General features: G+C 62.6%; 17 protein-coding genes. 13 read left to right on the forward strand and 4 right to left on the reverse strand.

Annotation, left to right across the window (positions count from 1 at the left end; translation table 11 throughout):
- Nucleotides 1-64: 64 nt before the first annotated feature.
- Nucleotides 65-667: a molybdenum cofactor guanylyltransferase MobA gene (mobA, locus tag GH769_RS05165; protein WP_019820360.1), complete on the reverse strand. Its 603-nt coding sequence runs from the start codon at nt 665-667 to the stop codon at nt 65-67.
- Nucleotides 668-743: 76 nt separating this feature from the next.
- On the opposite strand from mobA, the gene moaB reads away from it, so the two are divergent.
- Together moaB and glp are read left to right on the forward strand one after the other, a co-directional pair.
- The gene (gene moaB, locus GH769_RS05170; RefSeq protein ID WP_014717696.1) at nt 744-1,283 is read left to right on the forward strand and encodes a molybdenum cofactor biosynthesis protein B; all 540 of its coding nucleotides are present in this window, start codon (nt 744-746) and stop codon (nt 1,281-1,283) included.
- Nucleotides 1,267-2,493: a gephyrin-like molybdotransferase Glp gene (gene glp, locus GH769_RS05175; protein WP_032874106.1), complete on the forward strand. Its 1,227-nt coding sequence runs from the start codon at nt 1,267-1,269 to the stop codon at nt 2,491-2,493. Before moaB ends, glp begins: the two co-directional genes overlap by 17 nt.
- Nucleotides 2,494-2,563: 70 nt before the next feature.
- Here the strand turns inward: glp and GH769_RS05180 are convergent, their stop codons facing one another.
- Together GH769_RS05180 and GH769_RS05185 are read right to left on the reverse strand one after the other, a co-directional pair.
- Nucleotides 2,564-2,893 carry an EscU/YscU/HrcU family type III secretion system export apparatus switch protein gene (locus GH769_RS05180; RefSeq protein ID WP_014717698.1) on the reverse strand — a complete coding sequence of 110 codons (330 nt, stop codon included), beginning with the start codon at nt 2,891-2,893 and terminating at the stop codon, nt 2,564-2,566.
- Nucleotides 2,890-4,467 (reverse strand): flagellar hook-length control protein FliK, encoded by a 1,578-nt coding sequence (locus tag GH769_RS05185; RefSeq protein WP_014717699.1) that lies wholly within the window; start codon nt 4,465-4,467, stop codon nt 2,890-2,892. The genes GH769_RS05180 and GH769_RS05185 overlap by 4 nt, the downstream gene beginning before the upstream one ends.
- 200 nt (nt 4,468-4,667) lie before the next feature.
- Between GH769_RS05185 and ccmA the strand changes: the two genes are divergently transcribed.
- From ccmA to GH769_RS05235, 10 genes are all read left to right on the forward strand, one after another.
- Nucleotides 4,668-5,303, forward strand: a complete 636-nt coding sequence (gene ccmA / locus GH769_RS05190; protein WP_014717700.1) for a cytochrome c biogenesis heme-transporting ATPase CcmA — start codon at nt 4,668-4,670, stop codon at nt 5,301-5,303.
- Nucleotides 5,300-5,968: a heme exporter protein CcmB gene (gene ccmB / locus GH769_RS05195; RefSeq protein ID WP_014717701.1), complete on the forward strand. Its 669-nt coding sequence runs from the start codon at nt 5,300-5,302 to the stop codon at nt 5,966-5,968. The genes ccmA and ccmB overlap by 4 nt, the downstream gene beginning before the upstream one ends.
- Before the next feature lie 87 nt (nt 5,969-6,055).
- Nucleotides 6,056-6,811 carry a heme ABC transporter permease gene (locus GH769_RS05200; protein ID WP_014717702.1) on the forward strand — a complete coding sequence of 252 codons (756 nt, stop codon included), beginning with the start codon at nt 6,056-6,058 and terminating at the stop codon, nt 6,809-6,811.
- On the forward strand, nt 6,808-6,984 hold the full coding sequence (gene ccmD, locus GH769_RS05205; protein ID WP_003172771.1) for a heme exporter protein CcmD: 177 nt from the start codon (nt 6,808-6,810) through the stop codon (nt 6,982-6,984). Before GH769_RS05200 ends, ccmD begins: the two co-directional genes overlap by 4 nt.
- The gene (gene ccmE, locus GH769_RS05210) at nt 6,981-7,439 is read left to right on the forward strand and encodes a cytochrome c maturation protein CcmE (RefSeq protein WP_014717703.1); all 459 of its coding nucleotides are present in this window, start codon (nt 6,981-6,983) and stop codon (nt 7,437-7,439) included. The genes ccmD and ccmE overlap by 4 nt, the downstream gene beginning before the upstream one ends.
- A gap of 3 nt (nt 7,440-7,442) precedes the next feature.
- A complete protein-coding gene (locus tag GH769_RS05215) occupies nt 7,443-9,431 on the forward strand; it encodes a heme lyase CcmF/NrfE family subunit (RefSeq protein ID WP_014717704.1) in 1,989 nt (662 codons plus the stop codon).
- Nucleotides 9,428-9,964: a DsbE family thiol:disulfide interchange protein gene (locus tag GH769_RS05220; RefSeq protein WP_014717705.1), complete on the forward strand. Its 537-nt coding sequence runs from the start codon at nt 9,428-9,430 to the stop codon at nt 9,962-9,964. Before GH769_RS05215 ends, GH769_RS05220 begins: the two co-directional genes overlap by 4 nt.
- A complete protein-coding gene (locus GH769_RS05225; protein WP_014717706.1) occupies nt 9,961-10,434 on the forward strand; it encodes a cytochrome c-type biogenesis protein in 474 nt (157 codons plus the stop codon). The genes GH769_RS05220 and GH769_RS05225 overlap by 4 nt, the downstream gene beginning before the upstream one ends.
- The gene (ccmI, locus tag GH769_RS05230) at nt 10,427-11,617 is read left to right on the forward strand and encodes a c-type cytochrome biogenesis protein CcmI (RefSeq protein ID WP_019820372.1); all 1,191 of its coding nucleotides are present in this window, start codon (nt 10,427-10,429) and stop codon (nt 11,615-11,617) included. The genes GH769_RS05225 and ccmI overlap by 8 nt, the downstream gene beginning before the upstream one ends.
- Before the next feature lie 16 nt (nt 11,618-11,633).
- On the forward strand, nt 11,634-12,029 hold the full coding sequence (locus tag GH769_RS05235) for a hypothetical protein (RefSeq protein WP_005786516.1): 396 nt from the start codon (nt 11,634-11,636) through the stop codon (nt 12,027-12,029).
- A gap of 546 nt (nt 12,030-12,575) precedes the next feature.
- Here GH769_RS05235 and GH769_RS05240 read toward each other — a convergent pair.
- Nucleotides 12,576-14,027 carry an MFS transporter gene (locus tag GH769_RS05240; RefSeq protein WP_032902972.1) on the reverse strand — a complete coding sequence of 484 codons (1,452 nt, stop codon included), beginning with the start codon at nt 14,025-14,027 and terminating at the stop codon, nt 12,576-12,578.
- Nucleotides 14,028-14,420: 393 nt separating this feature from the next.
- On the opposite strand from GH769_RS05240, the gene phnN reads away from it, so the two are divergent.
- Nucleotides 14,421-14,987: a phosphonate metabolism protein/1,5-bisphosphokinase (PRPP-forming) PhnN gene (gene phnN, locus GH769_RS05245; protein WP_014717708.1), complete on the forward strand. Its 567-nt coding sequence runs from the start codon at nt 14,421-14,423 to the stop codon at nt 14,985-14,987.
- Nucleotides 14,988-15,026 lie beyond the last annotated feature (39 nt).

The following is a 15,026-nucleotide window of genomic DNA, read 5'->3' on the forward strand; positions in this document are numbered from 1 at the left end:
AGAATACTTTTAAATTGCTGACCTTGTGACGTACGGGACGCCGGCAAAGTTCCTTGTGCAGGGTTCATTCTGACATGCCAGCCCCGGGGTGCAACAGCTCGGGCGTATTAAGATTGGCCAGGCGTGGGTCATCGGCCGGGCATTCCACGGCCACCGCGCCCAGTTGCAGCCAGAGCTTGCGCGGGCTGCGCTCACCCGCTTGCCATGCCTCTTCCACCTGGTTTTTCAGGCTTGTGGGAATGATGCACAGCAAGGGTTCCCAGCATTCACCCTGGCGCACCATCACCGGTATCTGCGGGTTGCGTCGTGCGGTCGCACGCAGGTCGGCCAGCAGTCGCGCATCGACCTGCGGCACATCGCAAGGCAATATCAGCAGATGCGCATGGCGTGCGGCGAAGAGTCCCGCACGGATACCGGCCAGCGGGCCGGGGAAGTCTGGGTTGTCGTCACTCACCTGCTGGTCGGCATAGGGCGCGTAGCGTTCATGGTTGCGGTTGCACGAGATGATCAGGTCATCGGTGAGCGGCCGGGCCAACTGGTGCAGGTGGGCGATCAAGGGCTGGCCTTGCCATGCCAGCAGCCCTTTGTCCTGGCCGCCCATGCGTTGGCCGCGACCACCGGCGAGCAATAGGATCGAACACGGCAGTGAGGAAAATTCAAACGTCATGGTGGTTGCGCTGCGGCAGGGAAACAGGGGCCTGTGATATAACACCGGGCTGTTCCTTCGACAACCGGACCGTGCCATGAAAGCCAAGGCCGATGCGCCCTTTGTACCCCTGAATATTGCTGTATTGACCGTCAGCGACACCCGCACCCTGGAGACTGACACCTCCGGCCAGGTCTTCGTCGACCGCCTCACCGCCGCCGGCCACCGCCTGGCCGAGCGCGTGCTGCTCAAGGACGACCTCTACAAGATTCGCGCCCAGGTGGCCCACTGGATCGCTGAAGACGTGGTGCAGGTGGTGCTGATTACCGGCGGCACCGGCTTCACCGGTCGCGACAGTACCCCTGAAGCAGTGAGCTGCCTGCTCGACAAGCAGGTCGATGGTTTTGGCGAGCTGTTCCGCCAGATATCCGTGGCCGATATCGGCACCTCCACCGTACAATCGCGCGCCTTGGCGGGGTTGGCCAACGGCACCCTGGTGTGCTGCCTGCCAGGCTCCACCAATGCCGTGCGCACCGGTTGGGACGGCATCCTCGCCGAGCAGTTGGATAACCGTCACCGCCCGTGCAATTTCGTCCCGCATCTGAAGCAGGCAGAACCTTGTGAATCCCGTGGATAAGCCCGGCAAGACCGGCGCCCTGATGCCGGTGGAGGCAGCCCTGCAACGTTTGCTCGACATGGCCGCCGCCGCGCCGATCCGCGAGGAGGAAGTACTGTCCCTGGCTGAGTGTGATGGCCGGGTATTGGCCCAGGATCTGATCTCCACACTCGACCTGCCACCGTGGCCCAACAGTGCCATGGACGGCTACGCCGTGCGCCTGGCGGACTGGACCGGCGAACCCTTGGTGGTGAGCCAGCGGATTTTCGCCGGCACTGCCCCTGAACCCTTGGCGGCCGGCACCTGCGCACGCATCTTTACCGGCGCGCCGGTGCCCCAAGGCGCTGACTGCGTGCAAATGCAGGAAAACGCCGTGGTGCATGCCGACCAGCGCGTGAGTTTCACCGAGCCATTGCAGATGGGCGACAACATCCGGCCTCAGGGCCAAGAGACCACGGTCGGCGAGACCGTACTCAGTGCCGGTACCCGCCTGGGCCCTATCGAACTCGGTTTGGCCGCGTCTCTTGGACGTGATCGACTCGAGGTGGTGCGGCGCGTGCGCGTGGCCGTGTTGTCGACCGGCGATGAACTGATCGAGCCAGGGTTGCCGCTCGGCCCTGGGCAGATCTACAACAGCAACCGCCGCGTGCTGTGCAGTTGGCTTGGGCGCATGGGCTGCGAAGTGATTGATGCCGGGATTCTACCGGATGATCTGGAACAGACCCGCGCGCGTCTGGCGGGGCTGGGCAACGTTGACCTGATCCTCTCGACCGGCGGTGTGTCGGTGGGCGAAGCGGACTTCCTTGGCATTGCCTTGCGGGAAGAGGGTGAGCTGGCGCTGTGGAAACTGGCGATCAAACCGGGCAAGCCGCTGACCTTCGGGCATTTTCGTGGCGTGCCGGTGATCGGCCTGCCGGGAAACCCGGCCTCGACCCTGGTGACTTTTGCGCTGCTGGCGCGCCCGTATCTGCTGCGCCGTCAAGGTGTGCTGCAGGTGCAGCCGCTGCGCTTCGAAGTGTCGGCAGGGTTCGTCTGGCCCAAGCCCGGCAACCGCCGCGAGTACCTGCGCGGGCGGATCGAACAGGGCAAGGCGATCATCTACCGCAACCAAAGCTCCGGGGTGCTGCGCAGTGCGGCGTGGGCTGAAGGCTTTGTGGAGGTAGTGGAAGGCACCACGCTGGCCATCGGCGACCGGGTCAACTTCATTCCTTTGAGCGAAGTCCTGAACTGAACACAGATCAAAAATGTGGGAGCAGGCAAGCCAGCTCCCACAGTTGGATGTGTGGGGAGCTCATGAGCAATCAGTAATCGTCACCCTGCTCAGTGACATCCCGCTCTACTGGCCCTGCTTCCGGGTCGTAGCCGGCCGGGAACTTGCCCTTCAACGTCCAGGCAAACGCAATGATCTCGGCAATCGTGCGGTACAACTCTTCCGGAATGCTGTCCCCCAGTTCCATGCGCGCCAGCAGCTTCACCAACTCGGCGTTTTCATAGATCGGTACTTCATTCTCCCGTGCCAATTTGAGGATGGCTTCGGCCAGGGCGTCGTCGCCTTTGGCCGTCAGGGTGGGGGCCTGTTGGCCGTCGTACTTGAGGGCGATGGCCTGGCGGGGTGGGGCGGCGTTTTTCATGCGGTTTCATCCACCCAGCGTTGCTCCAGTCCGGTTTTTGGCCCACGGGGCGGGGTGCCCAGATGGCAATCCAGGTCGCCGACGTTAAGCCCGGATGACACCAGGCGCTCGCGCAGGCTGCCCAAATGGCTTTCGATCAGGCTGGCGGTGAATGGGCGGCTGGCCCACAGCTGGCTGGACAGTTTGCCTTGAGACAACTGCGCCTGAACCTGCAGTGGCCCCAGCGGCTCCATGTCGAAGGCCAGTTCTACGCGCCAGAGCATCTGTTTCGGGTCTTTTTTATCCTTGCGCTCGGGCTGGTCCTTGTCTGGCGCGGGCTCCTCGCGTTGGAACTTGACCTGCAACGGCACAATGTCTTGCAGGGTGCGCATGGGGATCTCCAACTGCCAGGTCGTTTGCAGGCGGCCATCGGCGGTGATGCCGGTCTGTTCCAGGCTCGACAGTTGATGGCTCTGCAAGCGCGAGATCGCCCCGGCGGCCAGGCGTAGCAGGCTTTCCAAGTCGCCTTCACCTTCCAGTTTTGCCATGAGCCGCTCGGGCAGCGGGAAGCCGGCGGGTATCTGCCGGGCGCCGACCTGGCCGAGGGTGTTCAACGGGCTGCGCACGAAGTGCGGCAACACCTGGGCCAGGGTATTGGCGGCGAGGATCGCATTCAGGTTGGTACTGGCAGGCAAGGCGGGCAAAAGGTCTGCGACCAGGCGTAACAGCGCGCCTTTCATGTCCAGCGGTGGGATTTGCGGGTTCTGCCCGGCAAGCAATTTGGCTTCCAGAAAGGCGCCGCTGTTCTGCACCACCTGGGCCAGTATCTTGGGATTGCTGACCTGTGCCAGATCGGGCAACGCCGCCAGCAAGCGCTCGGCGGCGGCCCGCAGCTCGGCCGATGTGCTGTCGCCACGGGGCAGGTTTTGCAAGGCGGTGAACACCGCATCCAGCGAGCCTTGGCGACTTTGCTGAGTGGCAAGTTGCTGCGTCACGGCCAGTTGGTCCTTCAGGCCGCTTAGCGGTACGAAGTTCAGGGTCTGCGCGTTCTGCACCACGGCGCTGAGCAAGCTGCCCACCCTCAGCGGTTGAGGGCTTTCCAGGGTGAGGGTGGCACCGGCCAGGGCGTTATTGAGCACACTCACCAGCGAGCGATAGATCGCCGGTTGCGCCGTGCCCTGGGGCAGCATCTGCGTGGTCAGCACCTTGGCCTGCAATAACGTACCCACCGGTATTTGGTTAGTGTCGAGGCGGGTGAGGGCGGCCACGTTGGCACTCATGGCTTGCTGCAAGGTAATGGCCAGGTTGCCCGCAGGCGTCTGGCTCACCGCCACATTGCTGCCCAGGGGCAAGGGCTGGGCGCTGCTGGCTTGCACCAGCGTCTGGCGACCGCCGGCGAGGGTCAGTTTGAGCAATAACTGAAAGGCCTCGCCGCCTTGTTTAAGCGCGATGACCTCGGCGTTCACGGTTTTCCCCGGGTCGATCAACCCGGCCTGCGGCTCCAGCAGTTTGAGCAACGCGCCGGCCCCAGGCAGCGGAGTGGGCCCGGGTGCGGAGGTTGGCGGCAGTGGAGGAAGGTTGATCTCGCCGGTCATCGTGCGCATCGTCTCTGGGGAAATTGCCCTCTTTAGAGTAGGACATCGCATGTATAATGCCGTCCGTCTGCAAAGAGAGCGGTAAAAACCTCACAACTATTTGATCCAGCTCTCTAAAATCGGTCGCCAAAGTCGTTATTGTGCATCTCACTATAACGGCCGCTGCACCGCCGACTTGAACCGTAAAGGCCCGCGATCTCTTGACCAGCCCTCTTCTTGAAGCCGTAGCGCTTGCCTGTGAACGCGACCTGCGCCTGCTGTTCGAGCAACTCGACCTGCGGCTTTCGGGGGGCGACATGGTGCAAATCAGTGGCCCCAATGGCAGCGGCAAGACCAGCCTGCTGCGCCTGCTGGCCGGGCTGATGCAGCCGACGGCCGGCGTGGTGCGGCTCAACGGCAAACCGTTGCACGAGCAGCGTAGCGAGCTTGCGCGCAACCTGGTCTGGATCGGCCACGCCGCTGGCATCAAGGACGTACTCACCGCTGAAGAAAACCTCAGTTGGCTCAGCGCCCTGCATCATCCTGCTTCCCGTGACGCCATCTGGCAGGCCCTGGCCGCGGTGGGCCTCAAGGGCTTTGAGGACGTCCCCTGCCACACCCTGTCCGCCGGCCAGCAGCGCCGCGTGGCCCTGGCCCGCTTGTACTTGCCCGGCCCGCCGTTGTGGATTCTCGACGAACCTTTCACGGCCCTCGACAAACAAGGCGTGGCTCAACTCGAAGCACATCTGGCCCAGCACTGCGAGCAAGGTGGCCTGGTGGTGCTCACCACCCACCACACCTTGGCGCGTATGCCCGCTGGCTACCGTGAGCTGGACCTTGGGCGGTGGTCGCTATGAGTGTGTTCGCCCTGTTGGTCGCCCGCGAAGCCCGGCTGTTGTGCCGTCGCCCCGCCGAACTGGCCAACCCGCTGGTGTTCTTTGCCATCGTGATCGCGCTGTTCCCGCTGGCGGTTGGCCCGGAGACTAAACTGTTGCAAACCTTGTCCCCAGGACTGGTGTGGGTCGCCGCACTTTTATCGGTTCTGCTCTCGCTGGACGGGCTGTTTCGCAGTGATTTCGAAGACGGTTCCCTGGAACAGTGGGTCCTTTCGTCGCACCCTTTGCCACTTCTGGTACTGGCCAAGGTGCTGGCACACTGGGTTTTTTCCGGCTTGGCGCTAGTCTTGCTCTCGCCACTGCTTGCCATGATGCTCGGGTTGCCCGTTGAATGCCTACCGGTGTTGCTCCTGTCCTTGTTACTCGGCACGCCGGTGCTCAGCCTGTTGGGGGCGGTGGGCGCAGCGTTGACCGTCGGCTTGAAACGGGGCGGCCTGTTGCTGGCCCTGTTGATTCTGCCTTTGTATATCCCGGTGTTGATCCTGGGCAGCGGCGCTTTGCAAGCCGCGCTTATGGGGATGCCGGCGACCGGTTACCTTTTGTGGCTGGGTAGCCTGACCGCCCTGGCGGTAACCCTGACACCCTTTGCTATAGCCGCCGGCCTGAAAATCAGCGTCGGTGAATAATGAGGTCTGACCCGGCGTCAATAACGCTGAGTCAGTAAAGACCCTGAGCTTTTCGCCACGACGAAAAGCACCGTGATGGAAACAGCAATGAACTGGACCTGGTTTCACAAGCTCGGCTCGCCCAAATGGTTTTATGGCATCAGCGGCAAGCTGCTGCCGTGGTTGAGTATCGCCGCCATCCTGCTGATCGGCATCGGCCTGGTCTGGGGCCTGGCCTTTGCGCCGCCGGACTATCAGCAAGGCAACAGCTTTCGCATCATCTATATCCACGTGCCTGCCGCGATGCTGGCCCAGTCCTGCTACGTGATGCTGGCGGTGTGCGGCATCGTCGGCCTGGTATGGAAGATGAAGCTGGCCGATGTAGCCCTGCAATGCGCCGCGCCCATCGGTGCGTGGATGACCGCCGTGGCGCTGGTGACCGGTGCGATCTGGGGCAAGCCGACCTGGGGCTCATGGTGGGTGTGGGATGCGCGCCTGACCTCGATGCTGATCCTGCTGTTCCTGTATTTCGGCCTGATTGCCCTGGGCAACGCCATCAGCAACCGTGACAGCGCCGCCAAGGCCTGCGCGGTGCTGGCGATTGTCGGCGTGATCAACATCCCGATCATCAAGTACTCGGTGGAGTGGTGGAACACCCTGCACCAGGGCGCCACCTTCACCCTCACCGAAAAACCGGCGATGCCCGTGGAAATGTGGGCGCCGTTGCTGCTGATGGTGCTGGGTTTCTACTGTTTCTTCGGCGCCGTACTGCTGCTGCGCATGCGCCTTGAAGTGCTCAAGCGTGAAGCCCGTACCAGTTGGGTAAAGGCCGAAGTGCAAAGCTGCCTGGGAGCACGTGGATGAGTTTTGCTTCTTTCAGTGATTTTCTCGCCATGGGCCACCACGGCCTGTATGTCTGGACGGCCTATGGCATCTGCCTGGCGGTGCTGGCCCTCAACGTCGCCGCGCCGATCCTGGCCCGCAAGCGTTACCTGCAACAAGAGGCGCGACGTCTGCGCCGGGAGACCGAAAAGTGAATCCGCTGCGTAGAAAGCGTCTGTTGATCATCCTTGCCATCCTGGCCGGCGTCGGCATTGCCGTGACCCTGGCCCTGAGCGCCCTGCAGCAGAACATCAACCTGTTCTACACGCCCACCCAGATCGCCAATGGCGAGGCACCGGTCGATACGCGCATCCGCGCTGGCGGCATGGTGGAGCAGGGCTCGTTGAAGCGTTCCGGCGATTCGTTGGACGTGACCTTCGTGGTCACCGATTTCAACAAGGCCGTGACCATCACCTATCGGGGCATCCTCCCGGACCTGTTCCGTGAAGGCCAGGGCATTGTCGCCCTGGGCAAGCTCAACGCCGACGGCGTGGTGGTGGCTGACGAAGTGCTGGCCAAGCACGATGAAAAATACATGCCGCCCGAGGTCACCAAAGCCTTGAAAGACAGCGGCCAAACCGCGCCCGCCACCCCAGTCAAGGAGGGCTGAGCCATGACGTCCGCACTGTTTATTCCGGAGCTGGGCCAGTTGGCGATGATCCTCGCGCTGTGCTTTGCCGTGGTCCAGGCCGTGGTGCCCTTGCTCGGTGCCTGGCGCGGCGACCGCCTGTGGATGAGCCTGGCGCAGCCTGCCGCCTGGGGCCAGTTTGCCTTCTTGCTGTTCGCCTTTGGTTGCCTGACCTACGCCTTCATGACCGACGATTTTTCCGTCGCCTACGTCGCCAACAATTCCAACAGCGCTTTGCCCTGGTACTACAAGTTCAGCGCCGTGTGGGGCGCCCACGAAGGTTCATTGCTGTTGTGGGCCTTGATCCTCGGCGGCTGGACCTTCGCTGTATCGGTGTTCTCGCGCCAATTGCCGCAAGTGATGCTGGCGCGGGTGCTGGCGGTGATGGGCATGATCAGCATCGGCTTCCTGCTGTTTTTGATCATGACCTCCAACCCGTTCACCCGCATCCTGCCGCAGATCCCGGTGGACGGTCACGACCTCAACCCGTTGCTGCAGGATATCGGCCTGATCGTGCACCCGCCGATGCTCTACATGGGCTATGTGGGCTTTTCTGTGGCCTTCGCGTTCGCCATCGCCGCCTTGCTGGGCGGGCGTCTCGACGCCGCCTGGGCGCGCTGGTCACGGCCATGGACCATCGTCGCCTGGGCCTTCCTCGGTATCGGTATCACCCTGGGCTCGTGGTGGGCCTATTACGAACTTGGCTGGGGCGGCTGGTGGTTCTGGGACCCGGTGGAAAACGCCTCCTTCATGCCGTGGCTGGTGGGTACCGCGCTGATTCACTCCCTGGCCGTCACCGAAAAGCGTGGCGTGTTCAAGAGCTGGACGGTACTGCTCGCCATCGCGGCGTTTTCCCTCAGCCTGCTCGGCACTTTCCTGGTGCGCTCGGGCGTGCTGACCTCGGTGCATGCGTTTGCCTCAGACCCTGAGCGCGGCGTGTTCATCCTGATCTTCCTGCTGTTTGTGGTCGGCGGTTCCCTGACCCTGTTCGCCCTGCGTGCTCCGGTGGTCAAGAGCCACGTCGGTTTCAACCTGTGGTCGCGGGAGACCCTGTTGCTGGGCAATAACCTGGTACTGGTGGTGGCTGCATCGATGATCCTGCTCGGCACCCTCTACCCGCTGGTACTGGATGCCTTGAGCGGCGCCAAGCTGTCCGTGGGGCCGCCGTACTTCAATGCGTTGTTCATCCCGTTGATGGGCCTGTTGATGGTGGTGATGGCGGTCGGCGTGCTGGTGCGCTGGAAAGACACCCCGGTGAAATGGCTGGCGGGCATGCTGATGCCGGTGCTGCTCGGCAGCGTGGCCCTGGCGGTGATCGCCGGGTTTGCCTACGGCGACTTCAATTGGGCGGTACTCGCCACCTTCCTGCTGGCGGCCTGGGTGTTGCTGGCGGGGGCGCGGGACATCGTCGACAAGACGCGCCACAAAGGCCTGATCAAAGGCCTGCCCACTCTGACCCGCAGCTATTGGGGCATGCAGATCGCCCACATTGGTATTGCGGTGTGCGCCCTTGGGGTGGTGCTGTCCAGCCAGAACAGCGCCGAGCGCGACCTGCGCCTGGCGCCGGGCGAGTCCATGGACCTGGCCGGTTACCACTTCATCTTCGAAGGTGCCAAGCACTTTGAAGGGCCGAACTTCACCTCCGACAAAGGCACGGTGCGCGTGGTGCGCAATGGCAAGGAAATCGCCGTGCTGCACCCGGAGAAACGCCTGTACACCGTGCAAAGTTCGATGATGACCGAGGCTGGCATTGACGCAGGTTTCACCCGTGACCTGTATGTGGCCCTCGGTGAACCTCTGGGCGATGGCGCCTGGGCCGTGCGCGTGCATGTCAAACCGTTCGTGCGCTGGATCTGGTTCGGCGGGTTGCTCACCGGGTTCGGCGGGTTGCTCGCAGCGCTGGACCGGCGCTATCGGGTCAAGGTCAAGAGCCGGGTGCGTGAAGCGCTTGGCCTTTCGGGAGCTGCGGTATGAAGCGTTGGTTGATGGTTGTGCCGCTGGCGATGTTCCTGCTGGTGGCGGTGTTCCTGTATCGCGGGTTGTACCTGGACCCGGCCGAGCTGCCTTCGGCGATGATCGGCAAGCCGTTCCCCGCCTTCAACCTGCCAACGGTGCAGGGTGACAAGACCCTGACCCAGGCAGATTTGCAGGGCAAGCCGGCGCTGGTCAACGTGTGGGCCACCTGGTGCATCTCTTGCCGCGTCGAACACCCGGTGCTGAACAAGCTGGCCGAGAAGGGCGTGGTGATCTACGGCATCAACTACAAGGACGACAATGCGGCGGCCGTGAAGTGGTTGGCGGAATTTCATAACCCGTACCAGCTGGATATCCGCGACGAAGACGGCAACCTGGGGTTGAACCTGGGCGTGTACGGCGCGCCGGAAACCTTCTTCATCGATGCCAAGGGTGTGATTCGTGACAAGTTCGTCGGCGTGATCGACGAAACGGTGTGGCGCGAGCAACTGGCCGCCAAGTACCAGGCCCTGGTCGATGAGGCCAAGCCATGAAGCGTTGGTTGACCGCTGCCGTTTTAACCCTGGGCCTGGCCGGCGTGGCCCACGCCGCCATCGACACCTACGAATTCGCCAACGACGCCGAGCGCGAGCGTTTCCGCGACCTGACCAAGGAACTGCGCTGCCCCAAATGCCAGAACCAGGACATCGCCGACTCCAACGCCCCGATCGCCACCGACCTGCGCAGAGAGATTTTCCGCATGCTGGGGGAGGGCAAGGACGACCAGCAGATCATCGACTTCATGGTCGACCGCTACGGTGATTTCGTACGCTACAAACCGGCACTCACCGGCAAGACCGCGCTGCTGTGGTTTGGCCCGGCCGGGCTGCTGCTGGCCGGCGTGGTGGTGATGGCCGTGATCGTGCGTCGGCGCCGTGTCGCACCGATTGATGGCGCCGATGCGCTGTCCCCTGAAGAGCGTAAACGCCTCGACCAATTGCTGGACACCAAGACTGATGATTGATTTCTGGCTCGCAGCCGGTTTGCTGCTACTGATTGCCCTGAGTTTCCTGTTGATCCCTGTGTTGCGTGGCCGTCGTGCCCAGCGTGAAGAGGATCGCACCGCGTTGAACGTGGCGCTGTACCAGGAACGCGTCGCCGAGCTGCAAGCGCAGCAGGACGAAGGTGTGTTGAATACCGCGCAACTCGACACCGGCCGCGCCGAAGCGGCCCGCGAGTTGCTGGCCGACACCGAAGGTGTGGAAAAGCCCCGCGAATCGCGGTTAGGCAAACCGCTGCCGTTTTTGGCGGCGTTTCTGGTGCCTGTGCTGGGCGTGGCGCTGTACCTGCATTATGGGGCGAGCGACAAGGTTGAACTGACCCGTGAGTTTTCCCAACCGCCGGTGTCCATGGCCGACATGACCCGCCGCCTGGAACGCGCCGCCGCCGCGCAACCGGATTCGGCAGAAGGTTTGTACTTCCTTGGGCGCGCCTATATGGCCCAGGACCGTGCCGCCGATGCCGCCAAAGTCTTTGAACGTACGGTTGCGTTGGCCGGGCGCCAACCGGAACTGCTCGGCCAATGGGCCCAGGCGCAGTACTTTGCCGACAACAAACAATGGTCGCCTCAGGTTCAGGCGCTGACCGACGAAGCCTTGAAGCTCGACCCCAAGGAAGTCACCAGCCTTGGCCTGTTGGGTATCGCTGCCTTTGAGGGCCAGCGTTATCAGGAAGCCATCGACTACTGGAACCGCCTGCTCGCGCAACTGCCGCCAGAGGACAATTCCCGTGTCGCCTTGCAAGGCGGAATTGACCGCGCAGCAGAGAAGCTCAAGGAGAGCGGTGGCAGCCTGGCTCAGGCGCCCAAGGCGCTGCTGACCGTGCGGGTGGACGTATCTGCCGAGGTGAAAGCCAAGGCCCTGCCAGGCGACAGCGTGTTCATCTTCGCCCGCGCCGTAAACGGCCCCCCGGCGCCCTTGGCGGCCAAGCGTGTAACCGTCGACGCATTGCCGGTCACCGTCGAACTGGGCGATGCCGACGCGATGATGCCGCAGTTGAAACTGTCCAACTTCCCCGAAGTCCAACTGGTTGCGCGCATATCCCGGGCCGGCCAACCGACCGCTGGCGAATGGATCGGCCGCAGCCAACCGTTGGCCAGCAGCACCACTGCGCTGCAGCAATTGACCATCGACACTCCGGACCAGTAATTCTGAGGACACACCCATGACCGCATTTGCACGCATCACCCTGCTCAGCCTGGTACTGGGCCTGAGCGCCTGTGCGGTCCACCGCCCACCTGCGGCGCCGACCGGCCCGACTATTCCACCGTCTGGCCCCTCGACCCAGCCGAGCACCAAACCATCTGGCCCGGTGACGCCGCCGCCCAAGCCTCTGCCAAGCAAATCGCCGACCTTCGCCCCACCGCCGGGCGCCGCCAGCCACTGGGACGGCAAGATGCAGGTGTACGTGCTGGATGACCAGCCTGACACCTTCTACCGCCAGCGCACCTACTACCGCTGGAGCAACGGCTGGAGCCGGTCCATCAGCCCCAACGGGCCATGGGAAGAAACCAACGTGCAGGGCGTGCCGCCGGGGCTGAGCAAGCAGTACGCGCAATGACAAAAGGCGACCGTGTTCAGGTCGCCTTTTTTATTTCCGATTTGAAATGCTCTCCACTGTGGGAGCGGGCTTGCCTGCGATGACCATAGGTATCTACACAACTTTGTAGATTGTAGCCGCCGTTGCTCGGAACCCTAAGTGGCTGTTACCTCAATAACGGATATGTACTCGGTCTGGATCCAACATATTGGTCGGCTGCCAAGCCGCCTTCGCAGGCAAGCCAGCTCCCACATTTGGATCGCAGCGCTTCAGTTGGCCCAGCGTCGGCTGTCAAGCCGTCACGGGAGCAAGCTCCCTCGCATCGCCCTATAGTTGGGCGGCAGCTTGCCTGACAGCCGACACCTGACCAATTGTGGGAGCTGGCTTGCCTGCGATGAAGGCCTGCCAGCCGATACCTATCTACCTGACGCCCCGCAATCCAAGTGTGGGGGCGGGCTTGCTCGCGAAGGCGGCCTGACAGTCGATCGGGATGTTGGATCTAACCCGGCGTCCTGTCGGGTTACCCCCGCACTCAAGATGTACTTGGTTCGTCCGCCCGCACCCACTTCACACCGGCGCAGTCTCCTGGCCTTTCAATGTGCGCCTGGCGATGACAATGGCCAGCACCGCCAAGCTGAAGGTGGCCCAGGCCATCAGTTGAGTCCCTCCTACAAATGCCTGTATAGCGTTGCCCATGACTTCACTGGCCTGGTCGTGCGCCAGGGTGGCCGAGATTGCGTGCGCGCCTGCCAAGGTTTCGCTTGCCAGTTGCATTTGCATAGGGCTCAAGAAGTCCGGTAGGTGCAGCGTGCCACGGTAGTACGCCGTCACCAGGCCACCGAGCACGGTGGTGCCGAGTACTACGCCGACTTCATAGGCCGTCTCGCTGATGGCTGACGCGGCGCCGGCTTTGTTGGCTGGGGCGGCCGACAGGATCACGTCGTTAGAGACGGTAGCAATGGCGCCGACGCCAATGTTCAGCAAGGCAAACGCAACCACGATCACCGTCAAACTGCTACCGAGGCTGGCCACCAGCAAAAACGCGCCGGCAGTGAAGGCCAGCAGGATGGGAATCAGGACATTGACCGAGACGCGCTGGGCGACCGGGACGATCAGGATCCCCACCACAATCGCCATGAGCTGGCCCGGTATCAACGCCAGGCTGGCGTTCAAGGGCGACATGCCCAGGACGATTTGCAGCAACTGAGTGGCAAAGAACACGAAGCCGATCATGAAGGCCAGGCTCATCAGGTTAATGGTCACCGAGCCGCTGAACGTCTTGTTGCGAAACAGGCTCAGGTCCATCAAGGGGGTAGGGAGGCGCAACTGACGGCGTACGAATTGCCAGCCGCTCACGATTGCAACGGCCAATACCGCCAGTGCCCAGGCGTCCGGCCCTTCACTGGCGACATGCTTGATGCTGTACACCAGCGCACTGAGGGCGACCATCGAGAGCGCAATGCTGATGACATCCATCGGCCCCGACGCGTCCGGCTCGGACTCAGGCAGCAGCCAGAGGCCGAGGATCAAAAGAGGCACCAGCACCGGTACGGCCAGGAGAAAAATCGACCCCCAACTGAAGAACTCCAGCAATATGCCGCCGACCAACGGCCCAAGCGCAGAACCGACGGTCAAGGTGGTTGCCCAGATCGCCACGGCCAGGCGACGCTCTTCCCGGTCCTCGAACACTGAGCGAATCAGCGCCAGCGTTGACGGCATCAACATCGCCCCGAAAACCCCCATGCATGCGCGTCCCACGACCAACTGCGTGGCGGTGCTGGAATAAGCGGTCATCACCGACACCAGGGTAAACCCCAGTGAGCCGATCAGCAGGAGTTTGCGATGGCCTTTGCGATCCCCCAGGCTACCCATGGAAATGAGCAATCCTGCCAGCATGGGCGGCGGCATGACCTCCGCCACGATGTCCAGGTCTACCGAAGATTGGGCCAAGGCCATGCCGAAGCCGAGAATGGCTGCATGGGGCAATGCCTGACACAGGGCCATCAATTCATTCGGCACATGCACACTCCCTGAACGGCACGCGCCTACTACAATTACGTCGAACGCTATGTTCTAGATCCTTGTTTAAACTGTCAGCTGTAGGATGAAAAACATTCCCATGTAGGAGCGTGCTGAGCTTTCTATAGATTGTGAGTAGGGGCGACCATCGAGCATTTGTTTCATGTTGTATCGTTGTTACAAATTTACATACTCACTCAAGTAAGCCCGGAAAGCCTGGTGCACGTGCCGAGCGTGGTGCGCGGTAGGTCACACTCGGGTAATGTGGCCGCCGCCGGCCTGCAAGGGCAGGTTGGCTGGAAATACTTTCCAGCCCTGACGATGGCTTGACGCGCCGAATGCTGACACCGGGGCGCCGGTACAGGTCTGGAGACAAGCGAAGAGGGTGTTTTGATGGCGGGCAGGTTGATCTATCTCATCGGGCCATCGGGGTCGGGCAAGGACAGCCTGCTGGACGCCGCGCGCCCACGCCTGGTCGAGCGTGGGTGTCGCCTGGTGCGGCGGGTAATCACACGGTCAGCGGAGGCGGTGGGCGAAGCGGCGCAAGGCGTGAGCCCCGAGCAGTTTGCGGCGATGGAGGCCGAGGGTGCATTTGCCTTGAGCTGGCAGGCTAATGGCTTGTCCTACGGCATCTCCAAGGACATCGACGATTGGCTGGCCGCCGGCGACGATGTTTTGGTCAACGGCTCCCGTGCCCACCTGGCGCAGACCCGCGAGCGTTATCCGACCTTGCTGGTATTGCTGCTGACGGTGGACCAAGCGGTGTTGCGCCAACGTCTGATTGCGCGTGGGCGGGAGTCGTTGGCGGATATCGAGCAACGCCTGGCGCGCAATGCGCGGTTCACTGCCGAATTGATCGCAGGTCACGGCGCGGGTTTGTTCGTGTTGGATAATTCCGGCCCATTGGCGCACACCGTTGAACGCTTGCTGTGCTGCCTGGACCACCGGCATTGCGTATGAGCCTGACCCAAGTCCCGGTAGGTTAGGACAACCCCGTCA

The organism is Pseudomonas sp. CFSAN084952 (genome assembly GCF_009648855.1).
Classification (GTDB): domain Bacteria; phylum Pseudomonadota; class Gammaproteobacteria; order Pseudomonadales; family Pseudomonadaceae; genus Aquipseudomonas; species Aquipseudomonas paracarnis.

Excerpts from the sequence above, each read along its gene's own strand:
- GH769_RS05235 (WP_005786516.1), top strand. The coding sequence starts at position 11,634 with ATGACCGCATTTGCACGCATCACCCTGCTCAGCCTGGTACTGGGCCTG.
- GH769_RS05225 (WP_014717706.1), top strand. The coding sequence starts at position 9,961 with ATGAAGCGTTGGTTGACCGCTGCCGTTTTAACCCTGGGCCTGGCCGGC.
- mobA (WP_019820360.1), bottom strand. The coding sequence starts at position 667 with ATGACGTTTGAATTTTCCTCACTGCCGTGTTCGATCCTATTGCTCGCC.
- GH769_RS05220 (WP_014717705.1), top strand. The coding sequence starts at position 9,428 with ATGAAGCGTTGGTTGATGGTTGTGCCGCTGGCGATGTTCCTGCTGGTG.
- GH769_RS05185 (WP_014717699.1), bottom strand. The coding sequence starts at position 4,467 with ATGACCGGCGAGATCAACCTTCCTCCACTGCCGCCAACCTCCGCACCC.
- ccmD (WP_003172771.1), top strand. The coding sequence starts at position 6,808 with ATGAGTTTTGCTTCTTTCAGTGATTTTCTCGCCATGGGCCACCACGGC.
- ccmI (WP_019820372.1), top strand. The coding sequence starts at position 10,427 with ATGATTGATTTCTGGCTCGCAGCCGGTTTGCTGCTACTGATTGCCCTG.
- GH769_RS05200 (WP_014717702.1), top strand. The coding sequence starts at position 6,056 with ATGAACTGGACCTGGTTTCACAAGCTCGGCTCGCCCAAATGGTTTTAT.
- GH769_RS05215 (WP_014717704.1), top strand. The coding sequence starts at position 7,443 with ATGACGTCCGCACTGTTTATTCCGGAGCTGGGCCAGTTGGCGATGATC.
- moaB (WP_014717696.1), top strand. The coding sequence starts at position 744 with ATGAAAGCCAAGGCCGATGCGCCCTTTGTACCCCTGAATATTGCTGTA.
- phnN (WP_014717708.1), top strand. The coding sequence starts at position 14,421 with ATGGCGGGCAGGTTGATCTATCTCATCGGGCCATCGGGGTCGGGCAAG.
- ccmB (WP_014717701.1), top strand. The coding sequence starts at position 5,300 with ATGAGTGTGTTCGCCCTGTTGGTCGCCCGCGAAGCCCGGCTGTTGTGC.
- GH769_RS05180 (WP_014717698.1), bottom strand. The coding sequence starts at position 2,893 with ATGAAAAACGCCGCCCCACCCCGCCAGGCCATCGCCCTCAAGTACGAC.